Annotated in this window: 17 protein-coding genes; 6 read left to right on the top strand and 11 right to left on the bottom strand. The window is 71.1% G+C overall.

Features of this window, described 5'->3' with window-relative positions; genetic code table 11:
• Nucleotides 1-4 precede the first annotated feature (4 nt).
• The 4 genes from ACJ8AN_RS09875 to ACJ8AN_RS09890 are packed head-to-tail and all read right to left on the bottom strand — an operon-like array spanning nucleotide 5 to nucleotide 3390.
• Nucleotides 5-1303: a cation:proton antiporter gene (locus ACJ8AN_RS09875; RefSeq protein ID WP_407755027.1), complete on the bottom strand. Its 1299-nt coding sequence runs from the start codon at nucleotides 1301-1303 to the stop codon at nucleotides 5-7.
• Complete coding sequence (locus tag ACJ8AN_RS09880; RefSeq protein WP_407755028.1) at nucleotides 1300-2508, bottom strand: sodium:proton exchanger; 1209 nt, start codon at nucleotides 2506-2508, stop codon at nucleotides 1300-1302. Before ACJ8AN_RS09880 ends, ACJ8AN_RS09875 begins: the two co-directional genes overlap by 4 nt.
• A gap of 31 nt (nucleotides 2509-2539) precedes the next feature.
• The gene (locus ACJ8AN_RS09885) at nucleotides 2540-2878 is read right to left on the bottom strand and encodes a hypothetical protein (RefSeq protein ID WP_407755029.1); all 339 of its coding nucleotides are present in this window, start codon (nucleotides 2876-2878) and stop codon (nucleotides 2540-2542) included.
• A 38-nt stretch (nucleotides 2879-2916) separates the two neighbouring features.
• Nucleotides 2917-3390: a general stress protein gene (locus ACJ8AN_RS09890; RefSeq protein ID WP_407755030.1), complete on the bottom strand. Its 474-nt coding sequence runs from the start codon at nucleotides 3388-3390 to the stop codon at nucleotides 2917-2919.
• A gap of 293 nt (nucleotides 3391-3683) precedes the next feature.
• Here ACJ8AN_RS09890 and ACJ8AN_RS09895 point away from each other — a divergent pair, with 293 nt between their 5' ends.
• Both ACJ8AN_RS09895 and ACJ8AN_RS09900 read left to right on the top strand, forming a co-directional pair.
• Complete coding sequence (locus ACJ8AN_RS09895) at nucleotides 3684-4478, top strand: TVP38/TMEM64 family protein (RefSeq protein ID WP_407755031.1); 795 nt, start codon at nucleotides 3684-3686, stop codon at nucleotides 4476-4478.
• A gap of 61 nt (nucleotides 4479-4539) precedes the next feature.
• Nucleotides 4540-5862, top strand: a complete 1323-nt coding sequence (locus ACJ8AN_RS09900; RefSeq protein WP_407755043.1) for an LON peptidase substrate-binding domain-containing protein — start codon at nucleotides 4540-4542, stop codon at nucleotides 5860-5862.
• A 31-nt stretch (nucleotides 5863-5893) separates the two neighbouring features.
• Here the strand turns inward: ACJ8AN_RS09900 and glnD are convergent, their stop codons facing one another.
• Nucleotides 5894-8590 carry a [protein-PII] uridylyltransferase gene (gene glnD, locus ACJ8AN_RS09905; protein WP_407755032.1) on the bottom strand — a complete coding sequence of 899 codons (2697 nt, stop codon included), beginning with the start codon at nucleotides 8588-8590 and terminating at the stop codon, nucleotides 5894-5896.
• Between the two features lie 170 nt (nucleotides 8591-8760).
• Here glnD and ACJ8AN_RS09910 point away from each other — a divergent pair, with 170 nt between their 5' ends.
• Nucleotides 8761-9762 carry an Rpn family recombination-promoting nuclease/putative transposase gene (locus ACJ8AN_RS09910; RefSeq protein WP_407755033.1) on the top strand — a complete coding sequence of 334 codons (1002 nt, stop codon included), beginning with the start codon at nucleotides 8761-8763 and terminating at the stop codon, nucleotides 9760-9762.
• A gap of 13 nt (nucleotides 9763-9775) precedes the next feature.
• On the opposite strand, the gene ACJ8AN_RS09915 is transcribed toward ACJ8AN_RS09910, so the two are convergent.
• Genes ACJ8AN_RS09915 through ACJ8AN_RS09925 form a run of 3 tightly spaced genes read right to left on the bottom strand, consistent with a single transcriptional unit; the run spans nucleotide 9776 to nucleotide 11378 of the window.
• On the bottom strand, nucleotides 9776-10282 hold the full coding sequence (locus tag ACJ8AN_RS09915) for a hypothetical protein (protein WP_407755034.1): 507 nt from the start codon (nucleotides 10280-10282) through the stop codon (nucleotides 9776-9778).
• A 17-nt stretch (nucleotides 10283-10299) separates the two neighbouring features.
• Nucleotides 10300-10719 (bottom strand): hypothetical protein, encoded by a 420-nt coding sequence (locus tag ACJ8AN_RS09920; protein ID WP_407755035.1) that lies wholly within the window; start codon nucleotides 10717-10719, stop codon nucleotides 10300-10302.
• A 5-nt stretch (nucleotides 10720-10724) separates the two neighbouring features.
• Nucleotides 10725-11378, bottom strand: coding sequence for an NADPH-dependent F420 reductase (locus ACJ8AN_RS09925; RefSeq protein WP_407755036.1), 654 nt, complete (start codon nucleotides 11376-11378; stop codon nucleotides 10725-10727).
• 122 nt (nucleotides 11379-11500) lie between these two features.
• On the opposite strand from ACJ8AN_RS09925, the gene ACJ8AN_RS09930 reads away from it, so the two are divergent.
• Nucleotides 11501-12394, top strand: a complete 894-nt coding sequence (locus ACJ8AN_RS09930) for a LysR family transcriptional regulator (RefSeq protein ID WP_407755037.1) — start codon at nucleotides 11501-11503, stop codon at nucleotides 12392-12394.
• Here ACJ8AN_RS09930 and ACJ8AN_RS09935 read toward each other — a convergent pair.
• The 3 genes from ACJ8AN_RS09935 to ACJ8AN_RS09945 all read right to left on the bottom strand — a co-directional run bounded on the left by ACJ8AN_RS09935 (nucleotide 12391) and on the right by ACJ8AN_RS09945 (nucleotide 15523).
• Entirely contained in the window at nucleotides 12391-14010 is a 1620-nt protein-coding gene (locus ACJ8AN_RS09935) for an N-acetylmuramoyl-L-alanine amidase (RefSeq protein ID WP_407755038.1), read from the bottom strand. The genes ACJ8AN_RS09930 and ACJ8AN_RS09935 overlap by 4 nt on opposite strands.
• Nucleotides 14011-14118: 108 nt before the next feature.
• Nucleotides 14119-14883 carry a DUF3592 domain-containing protein gene (locus tag ACJ8AN_RS09940; RefSeq protein WP_407755039.1) on the bottom strand — a complete coding sequence of 255 codons (765 nt, stop codon included), beginning with the start codon at nucleotides 14881-14883 and terminating at the stop codon, nucleotides 14119-14121.
• Between the two features lie 22 nt (nucleotides 14884-14905).
• Complete coding sequence (locus tag ACJ8AN_RS09945) at nucleotides 14906-15523, bottom strand: TIGR02265 family protein (protein ID WP_407755040.1); 618 nt, start codon at nucleotides 15521-15523, stop codon at nucleotides 14906-14908.
• Nucleotides 15524-15781: 258 nt separating this feature from the next.
• Here ACJ8AN_RS09945 and ACJ8AN_RS09950 point away from each other — a divergent pair, with 258 nt between their 5' ends.
• The gene (locus ACJ8AN_RS09950) at nucleotides 15782-17713 is read left to right on the top strand and encodes a two-component system sensor histidine kinase NtrB (protein WP_407755041.1); all 1932 of its coding nucleotides are present in this window, start codon (nucleotides 15782-15784) and stop codon (nucleotides 17711-17713) included.
• A 94-nt stretch (nucleotides 17714-17807) separates the two neighbouring features.
• The coding region (locus tag ACJ8AN_RS09955; protein WP_407755042.1) for a hypothetical protein at nucleotides 17808-18125 on the top strand (318 nt) is incomplete at its 3' end.

Below are 18125 nucleotides of genomic sequence, written 5' to 3' on the forward strand. Positions count from 1 at the left end.
CTCCTCAGGCCGCTCCCTGCGCCTCGTCGGAGTGTATCTCCCCACTCTGATACAGGGCTCGCCGGGTCAGGACCGGGCCAATGAGCTCGTGCGCGGTGATCATCGCCACGATGAGCACTTCTACCTGCGGCCCGAAGTCCGGGAAGGTCCTCGAGATGAGCGCCGCCAGTCCGAACGTCACGCCCGCCTGCGAAATCAGCCCCATCCACAGGTAGCGGCGCAGCCGCGGATCCTCTGGCGGAGCGAAGCGGCGGCACGAGCCGTAGATGGCCACCGCGCGCAGCGCCACCAGCAGCAGGGCCGCCGGCCCCACCGTCGCGAGCGCGTTGAGCTTCAGCCCCGCTCCCGAGGCGGCGAAGAAGAGCGCGAAGACGGGCAGGCCCGCGCGTTGGATGGCGTGGTGGATGCGCTCGCCCTCGCGCTCGTCCAGGTTGGCGATCAGCGCTCCGGCCGCCAGCGACAACAGCAGCGGGGAGAGGTGCAGGCGCGCGCCGCCCTCCGCCGAGGCGAAGCACAGCCCCACCAGGAAGAGCGGCAGCTCGCGCTTCACCCGCCGCATGTACAGCAGCACCAGCAGCGCCAGCACGCACCCCACCGCCACCGAGCCGAACAGCTCCCACCCCACCTCGCGCAACAGCCCCCACACGTCCAGCCCGCCGCCGAAGCTCGCCCGCGTGAAGCCCGCCGCCACCGCGAAGCCCACCATGACGACCAGGTCCCCGATGATGACCAGCGCCATGAGGAACTCGGTGAAGGAGCCGCGCGCGCTCGTCTCCTGCACGATGGCGATCGTCACCGTGGGCGAGAAAGACACCACCACCGTGGACACCAGCGCGCTCACGGCCAGCGCCTGCGCCGCCGTCATGGGCGCGAGGAAGGGCAGCAGCGGCTTGAGCGCGAAGAGCGCCCCGAAGACGGCCAGGAACGTCAGCCCGCAGACGGAGACGCACAGGGCCGCCACCTTCGTCCCCACCCGGCGGATGAGCCCCCACTGCAGCTCCGTGCCCGCCACCAGCGCGATGAGGCTCACCGCGAGCCCCTTCACCAGCTCCAACCCCTTCACGCCCGCGCCGGGGATGAAGCCCAGGGCGTAGGGCCCCACCGCCACGCCCACCAGCAGGTAGCCCGTGAGCCGCGGCAGCCCCAGCCCCTTGGCCACCTTCCCCGCGAACAGCCCGCACAACAGCAGCGCCCCGGCCGCGAGCGCCACCGACGTGCCGGTGTCCACGCGCCACACCTGGGCCCGGGCGATCGCCGCCAGCACCACCATCAGCAACAGCAGCCGCAAGAGCGCGCCCTTCATGCCGGGCCTCCCGGGGCCCGCGCCGCCGGGGTGGGCTCGAGCACATGACGGAAGGCCCGGCTGCCGAGCAGCTCGTTGACGAGCGCCCCCGCCACCACCACGTCGAAGACGCGCTGGGACAGCGGCCCCGGCACCAGCACCAGGTACTCCACCACCAGGCACAGCGCGAGCCCGCCCTGGGCAATCAACGCGTAGCCCAGCCGCGGCGGCAGCGCCAAGGTGCTCCCGGCGATGCGCTGCGCGAGCGCGCCTCCCAGCACCTTGCCCAGGAAGCGCAGGCCCAGGTACGCGGGCAGCATCGCCCACGCCACCACGTCTCGCGCCTGCACGTGCGCGCCCACGAGGAAGATCAGCAGCAGGTACACGGGCCGCTCGAAGCGCCCGAGCACGCGCGCCGCCTGCTCCACCGCGCGCCCGCCCACCAGCGCCAGCGTCGCCCCGCACGCCACGCCCGCCAGCAGCGCCGACACCCGCAGGTACGCCGCCGCCCCGGACACCAGCGCCACCCCGCCCAGCAGCACCGCCATCAGCTCGCCCTGATCGTTCAGCCCGTGCATGAGGAAGGCGAGCAGCCCGCCACACGCCACGCCCAAGAGCAGCGCGAGCGCCACCAGCCCCAGCCCCTCCAGCGGATGGCCCGCCGCGCCGAAGGCCAGCGCCAGCGCCAGCACGCCCAGGCCCACCACGTCATCCAGCATGGTGAGCAGCGCCACGGACAGCCCGCGCCGGCGCTCGAGCCGCCCGCTGCGGTAGCCGAGCACCGCGAAGTGGCCGGAGGACAGGCTCGCCGCCGCGCCGAGCAGCGCCGCCGCCCCCACCGCCGCTCCGGGGGGCAGGCCCATGCTGAAGAGCAGCGGGCCGGCCAGGGGCAGGGCCACCCACAGGAAGGCCGTCCCGGCGTGGGCGAGCGCCGCCGCGTACACCTCGCGGGGGAGCAGCCGCAGCAGCCGGGGCTCCAGGTTGAGGCCGATGATGACGCCCGCCACCCCGAGCCCCAGGGCGAGCAGCGGGCGCAAGGCCGTCAGGTCGCTCCAGGAGAGCACCGCCAGGGAGCCCGGTCCCATCACCGCCCCCAGGGCGAGGAAGAGCAGTCCGCTGGCGGCGAGCTGGGCCAGGGCCGGAAAGCGGCCAGGGTCCATCGCCGTGCGGCTGGAGGCCAGCAGCGAGAGTGCCGCGATGGCGAGGAGGACGAGCAGCGCCTGCACAGGGGGTGCTTACACCTCCCCGGACGTGCCGTCACTCCCGGCGATGCACCGGGGCGCTGATCACCGGCAGGGCCACCAGACGGCCCATCGGGGGGTCGTCCGCGTCCATTTCCAACTGCACCCGCTGCACCAGCCGCTCCACCTCCTCGGCCGGCAGCGCGGGCAACAGGCTCACCAGGATGAGCCGGTCTTCATCCGCCCCGAGCGCCAGACTGCGCAGGCCGGCGAAGATGGGGACTTCGGCCGACAGGGTCGCCGCGGCGCTCCGGGCCCGAACGACCAGCGGCTCCGGGATACCGAAGTCCCGGAGCCGCCGGATGGCCCGTTCAGGTTGGTCCGCGTGGTCGAGGAACGCGAGGAAGAGGTACACGACCCGTGTCTAACTGGTCCGCGGCCCTTCCGTCACGTCTACTCGGTGCGGCCTGGGCCCGGTTCGCTGGGAGGCGCCGCAGCAGATGTCACCGGCTCTTCCGAGGCCGCCGGGCTGGCGGTGGCCGCCGCCGGGCTTCCTCCCGCGGCCGCTTCCTGGGCCGCCCGGGCCGCCCGCTTGCCCTCCTCGATCAGCTTCTTCACCTTCTGGCCGCCCTTGCGGCCGATCTCCTCGTAGAAGTTCGGTCCCCGGGTGGCCTTCACCCGATCGCCGCCCTTCTTGCCGATCTCCTCGTAGAACTTCGCCCCGCGCTCGGCCTTCACGGTCTCGCCGCCCTTGCGGCCAATCTCCTCGTAGAACGAGCGGCCCCGTTCGGCCTTCACCGTCGCTCCGCCCTTGCGGCCGATCGTCTCGTAGAACTCCCGGCCGCGCTCGTTGCGGACAGTCTCTCCGCCTTTACGGCCAGCCTCGGCCACCGTCATGCTGCCCTTGTTGTCCTTGTCCTGCTGCATGTCGTCCTCCTCCTGCTGACTCCCCCTTCCCCGCGAGGGTGCCCCTTGCCCCAAAACTTGGGACGGAAGCGCCCCGATGCAAGCAAGCTCCGTACACCGCCAGCCGTTCACGCCGGACAGAGCACATCTAAAACCCCAGGAATTACGAAGGGTTGGGGGTACACGCTATCCGAACCGGCGTGCCTACGGCCTGCCCGCCCGGACGCTTCAGTGTCAAGAACACGCCAGTCCACATTGCCGATTCCCGTTCGCTGTCCCACCTTTCACCCCAATTCGAACGCGGGAGGCATGGCGTGAAGGGTGCGGGCGGCGGTCTCAAGGTCTGGCTCCGGGTGCTGGCACCCGTGTTGCTCTCCATCGCGAGCCTCACGATGCTGCGGTTGCTCGGCCCGGATGTCGTCAATCAGAAGGATCTGCACGCCTTCCTGGCGCCGATGGGGGAATGGGCGCCGGTGGCCTTCATCCTCTTCCTGGCGGTGCGGCCGGTGACGCTGTTGCCGGGTCAGCTCTTCACCGCGGTGGGCGGGATGATCTTCGGCACGCGCGCGGCGACGCTCTATTCACTGCTGGGCAGCTTCCTGGCCTCGGCGCTCATTTATGGACTGTCGCGCTGGTTGGGGCGGAGGCTCATGAAGCGCATGGCGGGCAGCCGCTACCCGGCCATCACCCGGGCGGCGAAGCGGCACGGCTTCAAGTTCGCGCTGCTCACGTGCATCAACCCGCTGCTGCCCACCGACGTGATGATCGCGGCGGCGACGGCGGCCGGAGCGCGCTTCTGGCCGCTGTCCCTGGGCGTGCTGCTGGGGACGATTCCGGGCACGTTCCTCACCGCGCAGTTCGGCAGCGGGCTGGCGCAGGGCCGCACGGTGATGACCGTGGTGTCCGGGGTGGGCATGGTGGTGTCGCTGGTGCTGGGCGCGGTGCTCGGCCGGCGCATCTTCCAGGAGATCAGCGAGGACTCCGCCCAGGACGAAGAGCAGCCCGAGCCCCAGGCGCCGCCGCGGAGCAACCCGCCGCTCGCGGCGAAGGGGCAGCTTGGCCGGCCGGCGATCTCCACGTTCCAGGAGCTCCCACCCGCGGGCCCGTGAGCCCGGCCGTTCTGCTACAACCGGCGGGGTGTGGAATTGGATCTCCTCGCTCGTCCGCCGTGTGCTCGGAGGCCAGTCCTCCGCCACGGCCCCCGTCGCCATTCCCCCCACCCTGCCCGTCCTCCCCCTGAGGAACAGCGTGATGTTTCCCGGGGCGGTGGTGCCGCTGTCGGTGAAGCGGCCCTCGTCGCTCACGCTCGTGCAGGACGCCGTCCGCGCCGACGGCCTCTTCGTGCTCGCGGCGCAGAAGGACATGGGAGACGAGGACCCGAAACCCATCGGCCTCTACCCCGTCGCCACCGTCGCGCGCATCACGCAGGTGAAGAAGGCGGAGGATGGAGCCCTGAATCTCCAGGTGCAGGGGCTCGCGCGGTGCCGCCTTACCTGGTTCGTCCAGCAGACGCCGTACCTCACGGCGCAGCTCGAGCTCCTCCCCGAGGTCCCCGGCCCCTTCGAGAACCTGGCGGCGGCGGCGGAGGAGCTGCGCGGCCTGGCACGGCAGCTCGCCCAGAGGCCCGGCGTTCCACCCGAGGCCGACACGCTCGTCACGCGCATTCCGAATCCCGGACACCTGGCGGATCTCCTCGCGGCGAACCTCCCCCTGCGGGTGCAGGACAAGCAGCAGGCACTGGAGACGCTTGACCTTTCCGAGCGCCTGGCCCTGGTGAAGACCTTCATGCGGCGTGAGCTCGAGGGGACGCCCGTCGAGCCGGCCGTGCCTGTTCCCAGCGACATTCCCCTCCCGGCCATTCCCCCCACCCTGCCCGTCCTCCCCTTGAGGAACAGCGTGCTGTTTCCCGGGGGAGTCCTGCCGCTCTCGGTGCAGAGGCCCTCGGTCCTCGCGCTCGTGAGGGATGCGGACGCGGCGGGTGGCCTCGTGGTGCTCGCGGCGCAGAAGGACATGGGAGACGCGGCTCCCAGGCCCGTCGACCTCTACCCGGTCGCCACCGTCGCGCGCATCACGCGGCTCGAGGCGTCAGGCGATGGAGCCGTCAGTTTCCAGGTGCAGGGGCTCGCGCGGTGCCGCCTCACCTGGTTCGTCCAGCAGACGCCGTATCTCGCGGCGAAGCTCGAGATCCTCGTCACGGCCCACAGCGCCTTCGAAGGCGTGACGGAAGCGGCGGAAGAGCTCCGGAGCCTGGCACGGCAATTCCTGCGGGGGCCCGACTACCCACCCGACGCGGCCGAGTTCATCTCGAACATTCCGCACCCCGAGCACCTCACGGACATTCTCGCGGCGAACCTCCAGGCCCCGGTGGAGGAGCGGCAACGGCTGCTGGAGACGCTCGAGCTCTCCGAGCGCATGACCCTGGTGCGCGGCTTCCTGGAGAAACACCTCGGCGCGCCTCGACCCGCGCTTCGGATCGTCCCGAAGGAGGAATGAACGTCCGTCGCCCCTCGTCGCGCCGGGGCCTTCAGGCCCGCGTCTCGGCGCCCTCGCGCTCCAGGGCCTCGAGCGCCGCGGTGATCGCTCCCACGAGCGCCGCCTCGTCTCCCGGGCCCTCGACCCGGGCGCCCTGGCGGGTGACGTAGAAGGAGTCCATGGCGCGATGGGCCTCGGTGGCCACCTTGGCGACGGCGATCTCCACGCCCGCGCCGGTGAGCGCCGATGAGATGGCGTGCAGCAGGCCGACGCGATCCTGCGCCACCACGTCCACCACGGTGAAGTCGCGGGAGGCGCGGTTGTCCACCGTCACCTTGGGGGCCACGGGCGGCAGGTGCCGCTGCAGCAGCGAGCCCGTGCGGCGCCGGCGCAGCACCTCCTCGATGGAGGCCTCGCCCATGAGGACGCGCAGGAGATCCGTCCGGGCCATGCGCCAGCGGGAGCGCTCGAGCAGCACCCCATGGGGAGGCCGCACGTCGAACACGTCCAGCGCGAGCCCGTCCGAGGTGGAGACGATGCGCGCGGAGAGGATGTCGATGCGGTGGGCGGCCAGCACTCCGGCGAGCAGCGCGAGCAGGCCGGGCCTGTCCTGGGCCGCGAGGCTCAGCTCGCTGTAGCCCGCCTCCGGGTAATGGCGCAGGGCCGCGGCCAGGGGACGCCTGCGGGCACAGGCCAGCAACCGGCCATGGAGCGTGGCGCGTGCGTCGTCCGTCCCGAGGAAGTAGCGCTCGGGGAGCACCTGCCCCAGCTCGCGCGCCCGGGCCTCGCCGAACACCCGGGCCCAGCGCGCGTGGAAGCGCTCGCGCACGCGCTCGGAGGAATTCCCGCCCGAGGCCACCGCCGAGCCCAACAGATGGGCACGGGCCTTGTCGTACAGCTCGCGCAGCAGCTGCGCCTTCCAGCCCGTCCACATGCGCGGCCCCACCGAGCTGATGTCCGCCCAGGTGAGGAGGTAGAGGCAGGTGAGCTTCTCCACGTCGCCCACGGTCCGGGCGAAGTCGGCGATGAGGGCCGGGTCGCTCAGGTCGCGGCGCTGGGCGGTGTGGCTCATGGCCAGGTGGTCCTTCACGAGGAACTCGGCCACCTCGCGCTGGCGGGGCGTGAGGCCCAGGCGCTCGCCGAGGGCCACCATCAACAGCCGGCCCTTCTCCGAGTGGTTGCCGCCCATCCCCTTCCCCGCGTCGTGCAGCAGCATGCCGAGGTAGAGCGGGAGCGGATCCTTCAGGTCGCGCATCTCGCGGGAGAGCTCGGGCTCCTGCTCCACGAGGTCTCCGGCGCGCAGGGCATAGAGGCGGCGCACGGCGAAGAGCGTGTGAACGTCCACGGTGTACACGTGGTACAGGTCGTGCTGGTGGTGGGCGGTGACGCGGCCGAACTCGGGCACCACGGTGCCGAGCACGCCCGCGTCATGCAGCTCGAAGAGGCGCTCGCCGCGGGTGCCGGGCCGGGCGAAGAGGGCCTTGAAGGCGGCGGTGACGGCGGGCGTGGCGCGAGCGGCCTCCAACGCGGGGAGCGCCTGCACGGCCTGCTCCCGGGCCCACGAATAGAGCGGCAGCCCGTGCTCCTCGGCGGTGCGGAAGAAGTCGAGGATGGAGGCGGGCTCGCGCGTGAAGAGGCCCGGGTCCGCCACGGTGAGCTTGCCGCGGAACACCTTGAAGGCGCCGAGCCGGCGCTCGGGGAAGAGAGACACCCTGCGGGCGGTGCTGAGCTCCTCGCAGCGGGCGATGAGCGCGTCGGCGGCCTGGCGGATGGCGTTGGCGGCCAGGTAGTAGTCGCGCATGAAGGCCTCGACGGGCAGCACCGGGCCCTGCTGGTAGCCGAGGAAGCGCGCCACCTCCTCCTGGAGATCGAAGGTGAGCCGGTCCTCCTTGCGTCCGCGCAGGTAGTGCAGCTGGTGGCGCAGGCGCAGGAGGAGATCGCGAGCGGCCTTGAGGCGCGTCACCTGCGAGCCGGGGAGGATGGATTGTTGCAGCAGGCCCGTGAGGCCACGCGTGCGGAAGCGGACGCGGGCGATCCACAGGGCCGTCTCCAGGTCGCGCAGGCCACCATCGCCCTGCTTGAGGTTGGGCTCGAGGAGGAAGACGGAGTCGCCGAACTTCTCGCGGCGCGAGCGCAGTTCCTGGACCTTGTCCTGGATGTAGAGGTCGGCGCGGTGGGTGAGGAGCTCGGGGAGGATGTCCCCGGAGAACAGCTCGAAGACGGCGGCGTCACCACGGATGAAGCGCGAGTCGAGCAGCGCGGTGCGGATGGTGTGGTCCGAGTCGGCGGCGCGGGCGCACTCGTCGGGGGTACGGGCGCTCCAGCCGACGGCACGCTTGAGATCCCACAGGAGCGTGGGGAACGCACGGGCCAGCGGGGCGACGGCCTGCTCGGAGACACCGGGGCCACGCAAGAGGAGCAGATCCAGATCCGAGTGCGGAGAGAGCTCGCGGCGCCCGTAGGAGCCGAGCGCGACGAGGGCGAGGCCCGGGGGCGCGTGGAGCTCGGCGGCGAGCTCCTGGAAGAGCCCTTGGACGAGCCTGTCGGTGGCGGCGGAGAGGAGGCGGCAGGTGGACAGGCCGGCGGCACCACCGCGGTGGAAAGCCTCGACGCGGGCATGGGACTCGCGGAGGTACTCACGGGCCCGGGCCAGACGATCCTCGGGACCACCGGGGGGGAATTCGGGGAGCGAGCCGAGGGCCTCGCGGTGGGTGGGCGCCGGGGGCTGCGGGATGGGCGGGACGCTCATGCGTGGAGGTTCTAGCGCAGTGGCGGCGGGAGAGGACGCCTTCCTCGTCGAGCGCCTGCCGGTGCGACAGACCTCCCGGCGGAGACGACTTCCACTCGCGTGGACGGTTGCCCCAACGTCGTTTCCCTCGACGATGGCGTTGGCCCGGCTCCTGCTCCGCGCCCCCGGTCATGTCTGGACCTCATGACCGCTTCATCCGCTACGTGCTGGAGCACGCTGAACGGGCGGCGGCCCTGCTGCACACCGTACTGCCCCCCGGCTTCGCCGCCCGGGTGGAGTGGTCCACCCTGCGCAGCCACCCCACGAGCCTCGTGGACTCGGCCATCCGCGAGACCCGAGGCGACTTGAGCTTCTCGGTCCGCCTGCGCGGCAGTTCTCGACGGGCCTTCATCCTCCTGGAGCATCAGTCCCGCGTGGAGCGGCGCATGGCGGCACGCATGCGCCAGTACGTGTCGCGCCTGCTCGACCGTTGGGAGCAGCAGCACCCGCGCACCCGGCACCCGCCACTCATCCTCCCGGTGGTGCTCTATCACGGGCCGCAAGGGCCCTGGACTGCCCCTCGACGTGTAGAGGAGTTGCTAGGCATTCCCCTGGAGGAGGCACGGCGCGAGAGGTGGCTTCAGCACCTGCTCCGCCTGGAGTACGTGCTGTACGACCTGATGACTCACAGCGAGCAGGAACTGAAGATGCTCGCCTGCCCGCCGCTGGTGAGACTGGCCCTGGTGTTGCTGCGCCTGGCGAGCACCCGGGAATTGAATGGGCGGCTGATGCAGCAGGTGGATCTGTTCAGGGAAATCCACACCTCGCCCCAGGGGGAGAAGGAGTTGGAGGCAGTCATCCACTACCTCCAGGAGCGGGGAACGGAGGTGACTGGCGAGGTTACCCGTCAGGTGTTACGTTGCTTGATGCGGGAACAGCAGGCGGAGGAACTGATGTGGACGATGGGACAGCGGCTCAAAGCCAAGGGCCGGGCCGAAGGGCGGGCCGAGGGACGGGCCGAGGGACTGGCCGAGGGGGTGCTCAGGATTCTCGCCGCCCGTGGGGTGCGCCTGGATGACGAGTCCCGCCAGCGCATCCAGGGGTGCACGGATCTGGCGAAGCTCAACCGCTGGTTCGAGCGGGCCCTGCATGCGGATAGCGTCTCCGAGGTGCTGAACGGACCAGGACACTAGACGCCCACTGCCTTCAGCGCGCGGTGTGCAAGGCGAGCACCACGGTGGTCGCGAGTGCCGCGAGGACGAGCGACCACCAGGCCGCGCTCCCCGGCAGCGCCTCGGTGGTGAAGCGGGGATCCGCCGCCCGCGTCGAGATGAAGCCCATCAGGCTCGCGACGCCACAGACGAGGAATCCGGCCACCAGGGGCGGAAACAGCATCGCCCAGGCCGCTCCGAGCGCTCCGCCGCCCAACGGACGCGCCCATCCGAGCGACGCGCCCGCAAACACCATCCCCGCCATCACGATGAAGACGAGAGCCGCGACCGTCCAGAAGCGGAGCCGATCCCTCCGCCACAGCGCCTCGACGAAGGCCGGGTTCTGACCTCCGAAGACGACCTGGAAGTACCCCGCGCGCTCGCGCTCCAGGCGCACCTGGCGGCCATGGGCCTTGGCGGCGGCGAGAAAGGTCACCACGGACAAAACGAGAACGATGGCGCGAAGCGGCAGCGCGTCGCGCATGGACGAGGCATCGGACATGGGGTCCTCCCCTGCTCCTACTTCTTCGTGTCGCGGACCGCGGACGTGTTGTGCGGATCCACCCAGGCGCCCTCGAGCGCTCGGGGGCGGTGCTCCTCGAGGGCTCCGAACGCGAAGCCGCTCACGTTCTCCACCAGGAGGCAGGGACCGTCAGGTGTCTCCACCGTGGGCCCGGCCTTCAGTCCCCTGCCCGAGAGCTCGGCGCGCAGGGCCTCGAGGTCATCGACGGCGTACAGCGGGAGCACGCTCCCCGCCGGACGGTGATCGGCGAGGAGCAGCAGCGGCCCCTCGCCGTGACGCACGGCCGCCACGTCCGCGCCGAACTTGCGGAAGCGCCAGACCAGCTCTCCACCGAGCACTTCCCGGTGGACGGCGAGATCCTTCTCGACGTTGGCGCTGCCCACGTACAGGTAGCGGAGTGGACCGAGGCGGCCCATGGGGCTCAGCCCTTCTTCACGATGCTGATGTTGAAGTCCGGGGTGCCGAGCGCGCCCCAGAGGCGCAGCCACAGCATCAGGTAGCTCTCGGTGCCGCGCGAGGTGGTGATGTCGCCCAGGTCGACGACCTGCTTCCAGCCGAAGCCCTCGGTGAGGAGCTGCTTCACCTGGCGCTTCGCCTCGGCGTCGTTGCCGGAGACGAACACGGCGTGCTCGCCCGGGATGCGCGAGGGCTCCACCATCACGTTGGCGTTGATGGTGTTGAGCGACTTGACCACCTTCAGCTCGGGGAAGGCGCGCTGGATGCGCTCGCCGAGCGAGTCGTTGCTGGGCGTGAACAGGCCAGGCGGCATGCCCTTGGAGAAGTCGAGCGGGTTGGAGGTGTCGATGAGAATTTTGCCCTTGAGGTTCTGCTTCCCGGCGGCCTCGAGCGCCTCGATGGAGCCCGTGCCCAGCGTGCAGTTGAAGAGGAGCTCACCGAAGGCGGAGGCATCCGCGAACGTGCCCTGCGAGGCCTTCGCACCGGCCTTCTTCACCCAGGCGGCCGCCTTCTCGTTGTTCGCCGAGCGCGAGCCCATCTTCACCTCGTGCCCGAGTGCCACCAGCTTGCTGGCGATCGTCTCGCCGACCATGCCCGTACCGAGAACCGCGATCTTCATGACCATCCTCCATGGGCGCCCCCTGTGCGGCGCCAGACCCCCTCACCGTAGCCGTCAACCCGGTGCTGATCGAGCCCCCCGGGGTTGAAGCATCGTCAACCCTGGGTTGATGATGAGGCCCCATGGACCTGTTCGCCGGCATCCTCCCCTTCGTCCACGTCGCCCAGGAGCGCAGCTTCCGCCGGGCCGCCGAGCGGCTCGGTGTCTCCACGGCCGCGGTGAGCAAGGCGGTGCAGAAGCTGGAGGCGGAGCTCGGAGTGCGGCTGCTCGAGCGTACCTCCCGGCAGGTGGCCCTCACCTCCGAGGGCGAGTCCTTCCTGGAGCGGGCACGCGAGGCCGTGGCCCAGGTGCACGCGGCGCGCGAGCTCGTGGCGCAAGCCCAGCGTGCGCCCCGGGGTCCGCTCACGGTGACGCTGCCCTACATCCTCGGTCCGCTCATCCTGCCCCGGCTCGCCCGGCTCCAGGCCCGCCATCCCGGCCTCACGCTGCACGTGCGCCTCGGAGATCGGATCAGCCGGCTCGTCGACGAGCAGATCGACGTGGCGTTGCGCATGGGCGAGCTCGAGGACTCCAGCCTCGTGGGGCAACTGCTCCTGCGCACGCGCTGGGTGACGCTCGGCTCTCCCGCGTACCTGGCGCGCCACGGCACTCCCGGGCATCCGGATGTGCTCGCGAACCACCAGTGCCTCAAGTTCGTCACCCCGCGCGGCACGGCCCGCGAGTGGGTGTTCCGCCGCGAGCCCGGTGGCCGTGCGGAGACGGTGCGCACCGGGGGAACGATCGACGTGGACCACGGGCCCGCGCTGCTGGACCTCGCGGCCGCGGGAGCGGGCCTGTGCCAGGTGCTCGACTTCATGCTCGACGAGCGCGTGCGGGATGGGCGGCTCGTGGAGGTGCTCGCGGACCACGCCGCCGAGGGCCCTCCGGTGCACGCCCTCTGTGTCCCCGGCCGTCAGTCGGTGCCGCGCGTCCGGGCGCTGCTGCAGCTGCTCGTCGAGGAGCTCCGGCCCCGTTAGTCCACCTGCACCGTGGTGGCGAGCTGGCGTCGGCCGCCGAGGAAGTCCTCCACGCCGTGGGCGATGGCCTGGGCCACGTCCTCCTGGTACGAGTCCGAGGCCAGCCGCTTCTCCTCCTCGGGGTGCGACAGGAAGGACGTCTCCACGAGGATGGCCGGCATCTTCGCGCCCAGCAGCACGTAGAAGAGCGCCTCCTTGGTGCCCAGGTTCTTCACGCCCTGGTAGCTGGAGGAGAGCTGGCTCACCAGGTTCTTCTGCACCTGGTTGGCCAGCCGCGTGGACTCCTCGGTGTTCGCCTTGGTGGCGAGGTCCGCGAGGATGAATTGCAGGTCGCTGATGCCCTTCTCCGAGGACGCGTTCTCGCGCGCCGCCAGACGGATGGAGTAGCGGTCCGCCGACGTGTTGAGCGTGTACGTCTCGATGCCCCGCAGCTTCGAGGTGGGCGCCGAGTTGCAGTGGATGGAGATGAAGAGATCGCCCTTTATCTCGTTGGCCAGGCGCGCGCGCTCCTCCAGCTTGAGGTAGCGGTCCTCGTCGCGGGTGAGAAGGACCTCCAGACCCCGGGTGCGCAGCTCGCGCGCGAGCTTCCGCGCGATGGCCAGCGTCACTTCCTTCTCCTCGGTGCCCTTGCGGCCGATGGCACCCGTGTCGTGCCCGCCATGCCCCGCGTCGATGACCACCCGGCGCACCTTCAGCCCCAGCTGCTCCGCCAGCGTCAGCTCGGACACGTTGGACGCCTTGGCCACGGCCTTCAGACGCGCCTGGGCCACGTGCTCGTCCACCGGGGCGGTGACGGGCTTGTTGGCCGCCATGGCCTCGGACGAAGTGGGCTGCACCGGGGGCTTCGGCTCGGCGGGCTTCACCTCCGCCACCTTCGTCTCCACCGGCTTCGGCTCGGCTGCCTTCGGCTCCACGGAGGGCGCCGGCTGCGCGGCCGGGGTCTGCTTCGAGGTGGAGGCCACGGTCTGGGTGGAGGCCGGCTCCGGATCGGCCGGCTTGGACAGCTCGACGCGAATCACCGGCAACGGCTCGGTGCTGGCCACGGCGGGAGCGGGCGCTGGCTCCGCGGGACGGGCCGGGGTCTTGCTCCGCGTGGGAGCGGGCGCCTTGGGCGGCGGGGGCGGCGGCAGCGAGGCCAGCAACGCCTTCAGCTCCCGGAGCCGATCGCCCTTGGGGCTCGCCTTGAGGAAGCCGGTGATGACGCGGCGCGCGGACTCGGGCTGATCCAACCGCTCGAAGTAGATGCGCGCGAGCGTCAGTGCCGCGTCGTCGGCGAGCCGGTGCTTCGGATGGCCCTCCACCACGCGGTTGTAGTCGGCGAGCGCCGCCTGCTGATCCTCGGCGACGAAGGAGATGCGGCTGAGCTCGTCGAGCAGCTCCCCGGCGGTGTAGAGGGCCTCCGGGGTGCGCTGGCTTTTGGGGAAGTGGCTGGCCACGGACTCGAACTTGCGCGCCACGTTGAGCCAGTTGTGGCGCAGCTTGCGCCGCGCCGCGTCGTCCTTGAGGGCGTAGTAGGACCGGCGCGCTTCCTGGTAGGCCTCCTCGGCCGCGTCACGCTTCGCCCAGGCGGCGATCGGAGACAGCAGGGCCAGCAGCAGAACGAGGCGAGGGAGCATGGAAGGTCCTCCAAGCACGGCGAGGGCTACAGACGTGTGTCATGGCCCCCCTACCCCCGCAAATTTTCGCCTCCAGGCCGCTACAGGAAACGACAGGCCCGGCGCGCCTCAGCGCACCCAGCCCAGGGCCCGGGCGAGCTCCTCGTCGATGACGCGGGCCTGGCCGGGCAGCGAGGACAGCACCGCCGCCAGCACCTTGTCGCCGTTGCGCACCGGGGCGCGGCCGGGGCGCAGGCGCGCGCGCACCGCGAGCGTCCGCTCCTCCTTGCGGAAGGAGGCCGGGAAGAGCACCTCGCGGCGGGACTCCGGCAGCGGGCCGTCCGGCGTCAGCCACACCAGCATGCCCTTGCGCAGCGGCTCCAGCTCCGCGCGCAGCGTCCGCCGCAGCTCCCGGGCGAAGAGGCCCACGGCCACCAGCGCCCCGAGCCCCAACCCCCACGGCACCAGCCCCAGCGTCCGCGCGCGCTCGCGCACGTAGGTGGCCTCCCGGGGCTTGTCCGGCATGCGCGGATCCACCAGCAGCTTGACGAGCGAGCCCCGTCCCAGGCCCTCGGCGTACTCCGCATGGGTGCGCACGCCGCTGGCCGAGTACTGCACCGTGTCCACGGCGTAGAGCACCTCCAGCTTCGCCTCGGCGCCCTCGCGCTCGCCCCGGGGTGGCAGCGAGGTCGCCGCCACGCGGCCCTCCAGCTCCACGGCCCGGGCGAGGAAGGCCTGCTCCTCCACCACGAAGCGGCCCAGGGCCCACGCCCCCACGCCGAGCGCCGCCATCAGCACCCACCCCAGCAGCACCACCTGGACGAGCCGGGGAATGGCACCGGGGACTTTCGAGAGGGGAACGCGCCGGGGGGCCTGGGGGATGGCGAGCTGCATGCCCCCATCCTACCTCTCCGGCTCACAGCCACGTCAGCGAGTACTCGCAGCCGAGCGGCCCCAGGGAGCGGCTCCTCACGCGCGGGTCCCTCGTGCCGAGCACCTCGAGCGCGGCCGTCAGCGCCCCCTCCACGTACGCGCAGGGGAGGAAGTCGCGATCCAGCAGGATGCGGACCTGCCGGGAAGACACCCACGTCACCAGGCACTGCCCGCCATTGGCCGAGGCCATCGCGTACGCCATGGGCAGGTTGTCCACCATGCGCTTCGGGTTGCCGCTGAGCATCGTCCACAGCGGCCGGCCGGTGGAGGAGGCGAAGAAGTCCGTCGCGCCCCGGCGTCCCAGCGCCCGCAGCGCGCCCTCGAAGTCGCCGTACCCGGTCCCCAGCAGCCGCGCCGACGTGCCCAGCAGCCGCAGGAAGGAGCTCGTCGGGTAGCAGGAGAAGTCCACGAACTTGCGCTCGCCACACGCCTCGACACAGCGCTCCACGGCGTGCATGTCCCCCAGCTCACGCATCACCTCCAGCACGCTGCGGAAGAACATCCCGCGCACGCTGTCAGCGGGCGTCGCCAGCGTCAGCCTCCGTTCCAGCTCCCGTTCGGCCCCGGCTGACTCCGGGTCCGCTCCGGTCTCGCGCCTCATGTGCAACATCCCTCCCGGCCATGCGCCTCCCCCGCTTCCCCCGAATATCGAGGAGGATGGCCCTCCAGGCATGCAAGTGCCGTTTCAAAGGTTTGGCTCCGAAACAAAAGGGACACGGCCGGGCTCCCGGACGCACGCCGGGCGAGCGCCCTTCCCTCGGGAGGCGGCTCCCCGGGGGCGAGGTCTTCCACGCTCACGGTGTATGGTTATGGACAGACCATCCGCGGGGACGCGGCCAGGAGGGGACGCACCTTCGTCATGTCGAGCACTTCCACCATCGAGGCGGGCCAGGCGGTTGAGGGGGTTGAGTGGCCACCCGGGCAGCCGCCCTCGCGCCGCAGGCCGGGCGTGTGGATCCTCTCGCGGTTGGATCTCCTGCTGTCGCGCTCGCTGCGCCAGGCCGCCCCCGAGGAGCTCGTCCGCTACCGCATGCTGGTGTGCATCGCCCTGGGGCTGATGCTGATCAGCGTGCTGATGCTGCCCTTCCTCCCGGTCAGCCCCCAGCCCCTGAAGCACGGCACGGTGGTGCTCTTCTCCCTGGCGATGAACTCGACCTCGCTGGTGCTGCTGCGCCGGCGCTCCTCGCACGAGCTGCCCGCGCTGCTCGTCTGCTCGACCATCGGCGCCTCGTTCGCGTTCAGCGCCCTCAGCAGCTCCGGGCCCTACACGGCCTCGCATGCGACGGCCATGCTCCTGCCGGCGCTGTCGGTCTACCTGGTGGGCGCGCGCCAGGGCTTCGTCCTCACCCTGCTCCTGGCCCTGTGCGTGGGCATCATCCATCCCCTGCACTACACGGCCCCGGGCGTGCTGGCCCACCCTCCCCCCGCGGGCCAGCTGTGGATGATGGACACCTTCGCCGCCCTCTGCATGCTGGGCATCTGGGCGGTGAGCTGGCTGCACACCACCGCGCGCCACCAGGCCCACGTGGCCCGCGAGCAGGCGCTGCGCACGCTGCGCGAGAGCGAGCGCAAGCTGAACAGCCTCATCGACAACACCGATGACCTGGTGTGCTCGCTGGACCCGCAGGGCCGCGTCATTGTCGCCAACGCGGCGATGCGGCGGGCCTTCCAGGAGCGCTACGGCCATGAGCCGGTGCCGGGCGAGCCGCTCTTCACCCCGGAGCTGGCGCACTACCAGGAGGGGACGCTCCAACACATGGCCGAGTCCTTCCAGGGCCAGAGCGTGCGCCTCGAGGACGTCTTCAAACGGGGAGACCGGGTGCAGGTGATCGATACGTCCTTCAAGCCCATCTTCGGGGAGGACGGCCGGCCGCTGGGGGTGACGCTCTTCGGACGGGACGTCACCGAGCGCAAGGAGTCCGAGACGAAGCTCAGCGAGATGCACCGCACCCTGCTGGACGTGTCACGCCAGGCGGGCATGGCGGAGATGGCCACGGGGCTGCTGCACAACGTGGGCAACACCCTCAACAGCGTCAACGTCTCGGCCAACCTCGTCACCGACCGCATCCGCAGCCTGCGCGTGGGCGGGCTGGTGCGCTCCGCGGAGCTGATGAAGGAGCACGAGGGCGATCTCTGCACCTTCTTCGCCACCGATCCCCGCGGCCGCCAGCTCCCCGCCTACCTCATCGCGCTCGCCAGCCAGCTGGTCGAGGAGCAGCAGGCGCTACTGGCCGAGCAGCTGACGCTCACCCAGGGCCTGGAGCACGTCAAATCCATCGTCAGCATGCAGCAGGAGCACGCGCGCTTCTCCGGCATGGTGGAGCTGATGTCGGTGACGCGGCTCATCGACGACGCCCTGCGTCTGCACGCGGTGTCCTTCGAGCGCTCGAAGATCCACATCGTCCGCGAGTACGCGGACATTCCCCCCATCCTGATGGATCGCCACAAGCTGCTGCAGATCATCCTCAACCTGCTGAGCAACGCGCGGCACGCGCTGCTCGACAGCGAGCACCCGGACAAGCGGCTCGTCATCCGCGTCCAGCCCGCCCCCGAGGACCGGCTGCTCATCCAGGTGTCCGACAACGGCAAGGGCATTGCCCCGGAGCACCTCGCGCGCCTGTTCACCCAGGGCTTCACCACCAAGAAGGACGGCCACGGCTTCGGGCTGCACATCAGCGCGCTGGCCGCCATCGAGATGGCCGGCAGCCTCACGTGCGACAGCGAAGGACCCGGCCAGGGCGCCACCTTCACCATCGAGCTGCCCATGCAGACCGAGGACCCGCGCTACTGAGCCGCGCCGCGCGGAAGTGTGAACCCATTCACAGTCGGGCCGGAGGGCGGGTGCTATAGCGTCCGCACTCGACACCACACGAGGGGGGAACACCATGCGGACATTCATCCTGGCACTCACCACCGCGGGCACGCTCATGGCGTGCAAGGGCGGGGACACGGCCAACGCGGCCAGCGGCTCGAGCAACTGCTCCACGTCCCCGGGCGCCTCCGGGCTCACCACTTTCGAGGAGGGACTGGTGGGCCCGCTGCTCTCGGACGTGCGCGCGGGCGTGCAGCCCTGGAACGGCCAGAGCATCGGCATCTGCAAGGGCCAGAGCCGCGACTGCGAGGAGTTCCTCGGCAGCAGCGCCGAGGAGCTGCCGCCGGGCGAGTACATGATGCGCGCGGAGCTCAAGGTGCCGCGCGTGGGC

The sequence above is a fragment of the Archangium sp. genome, assembly GCF_045802675.1.
In the GTDB taxonomy this organism is placed as follows: domain Bacteria; phylum Myxococcota; class Myxococcia; order Myxococcales; family Myxococcaceae; genus Archangium.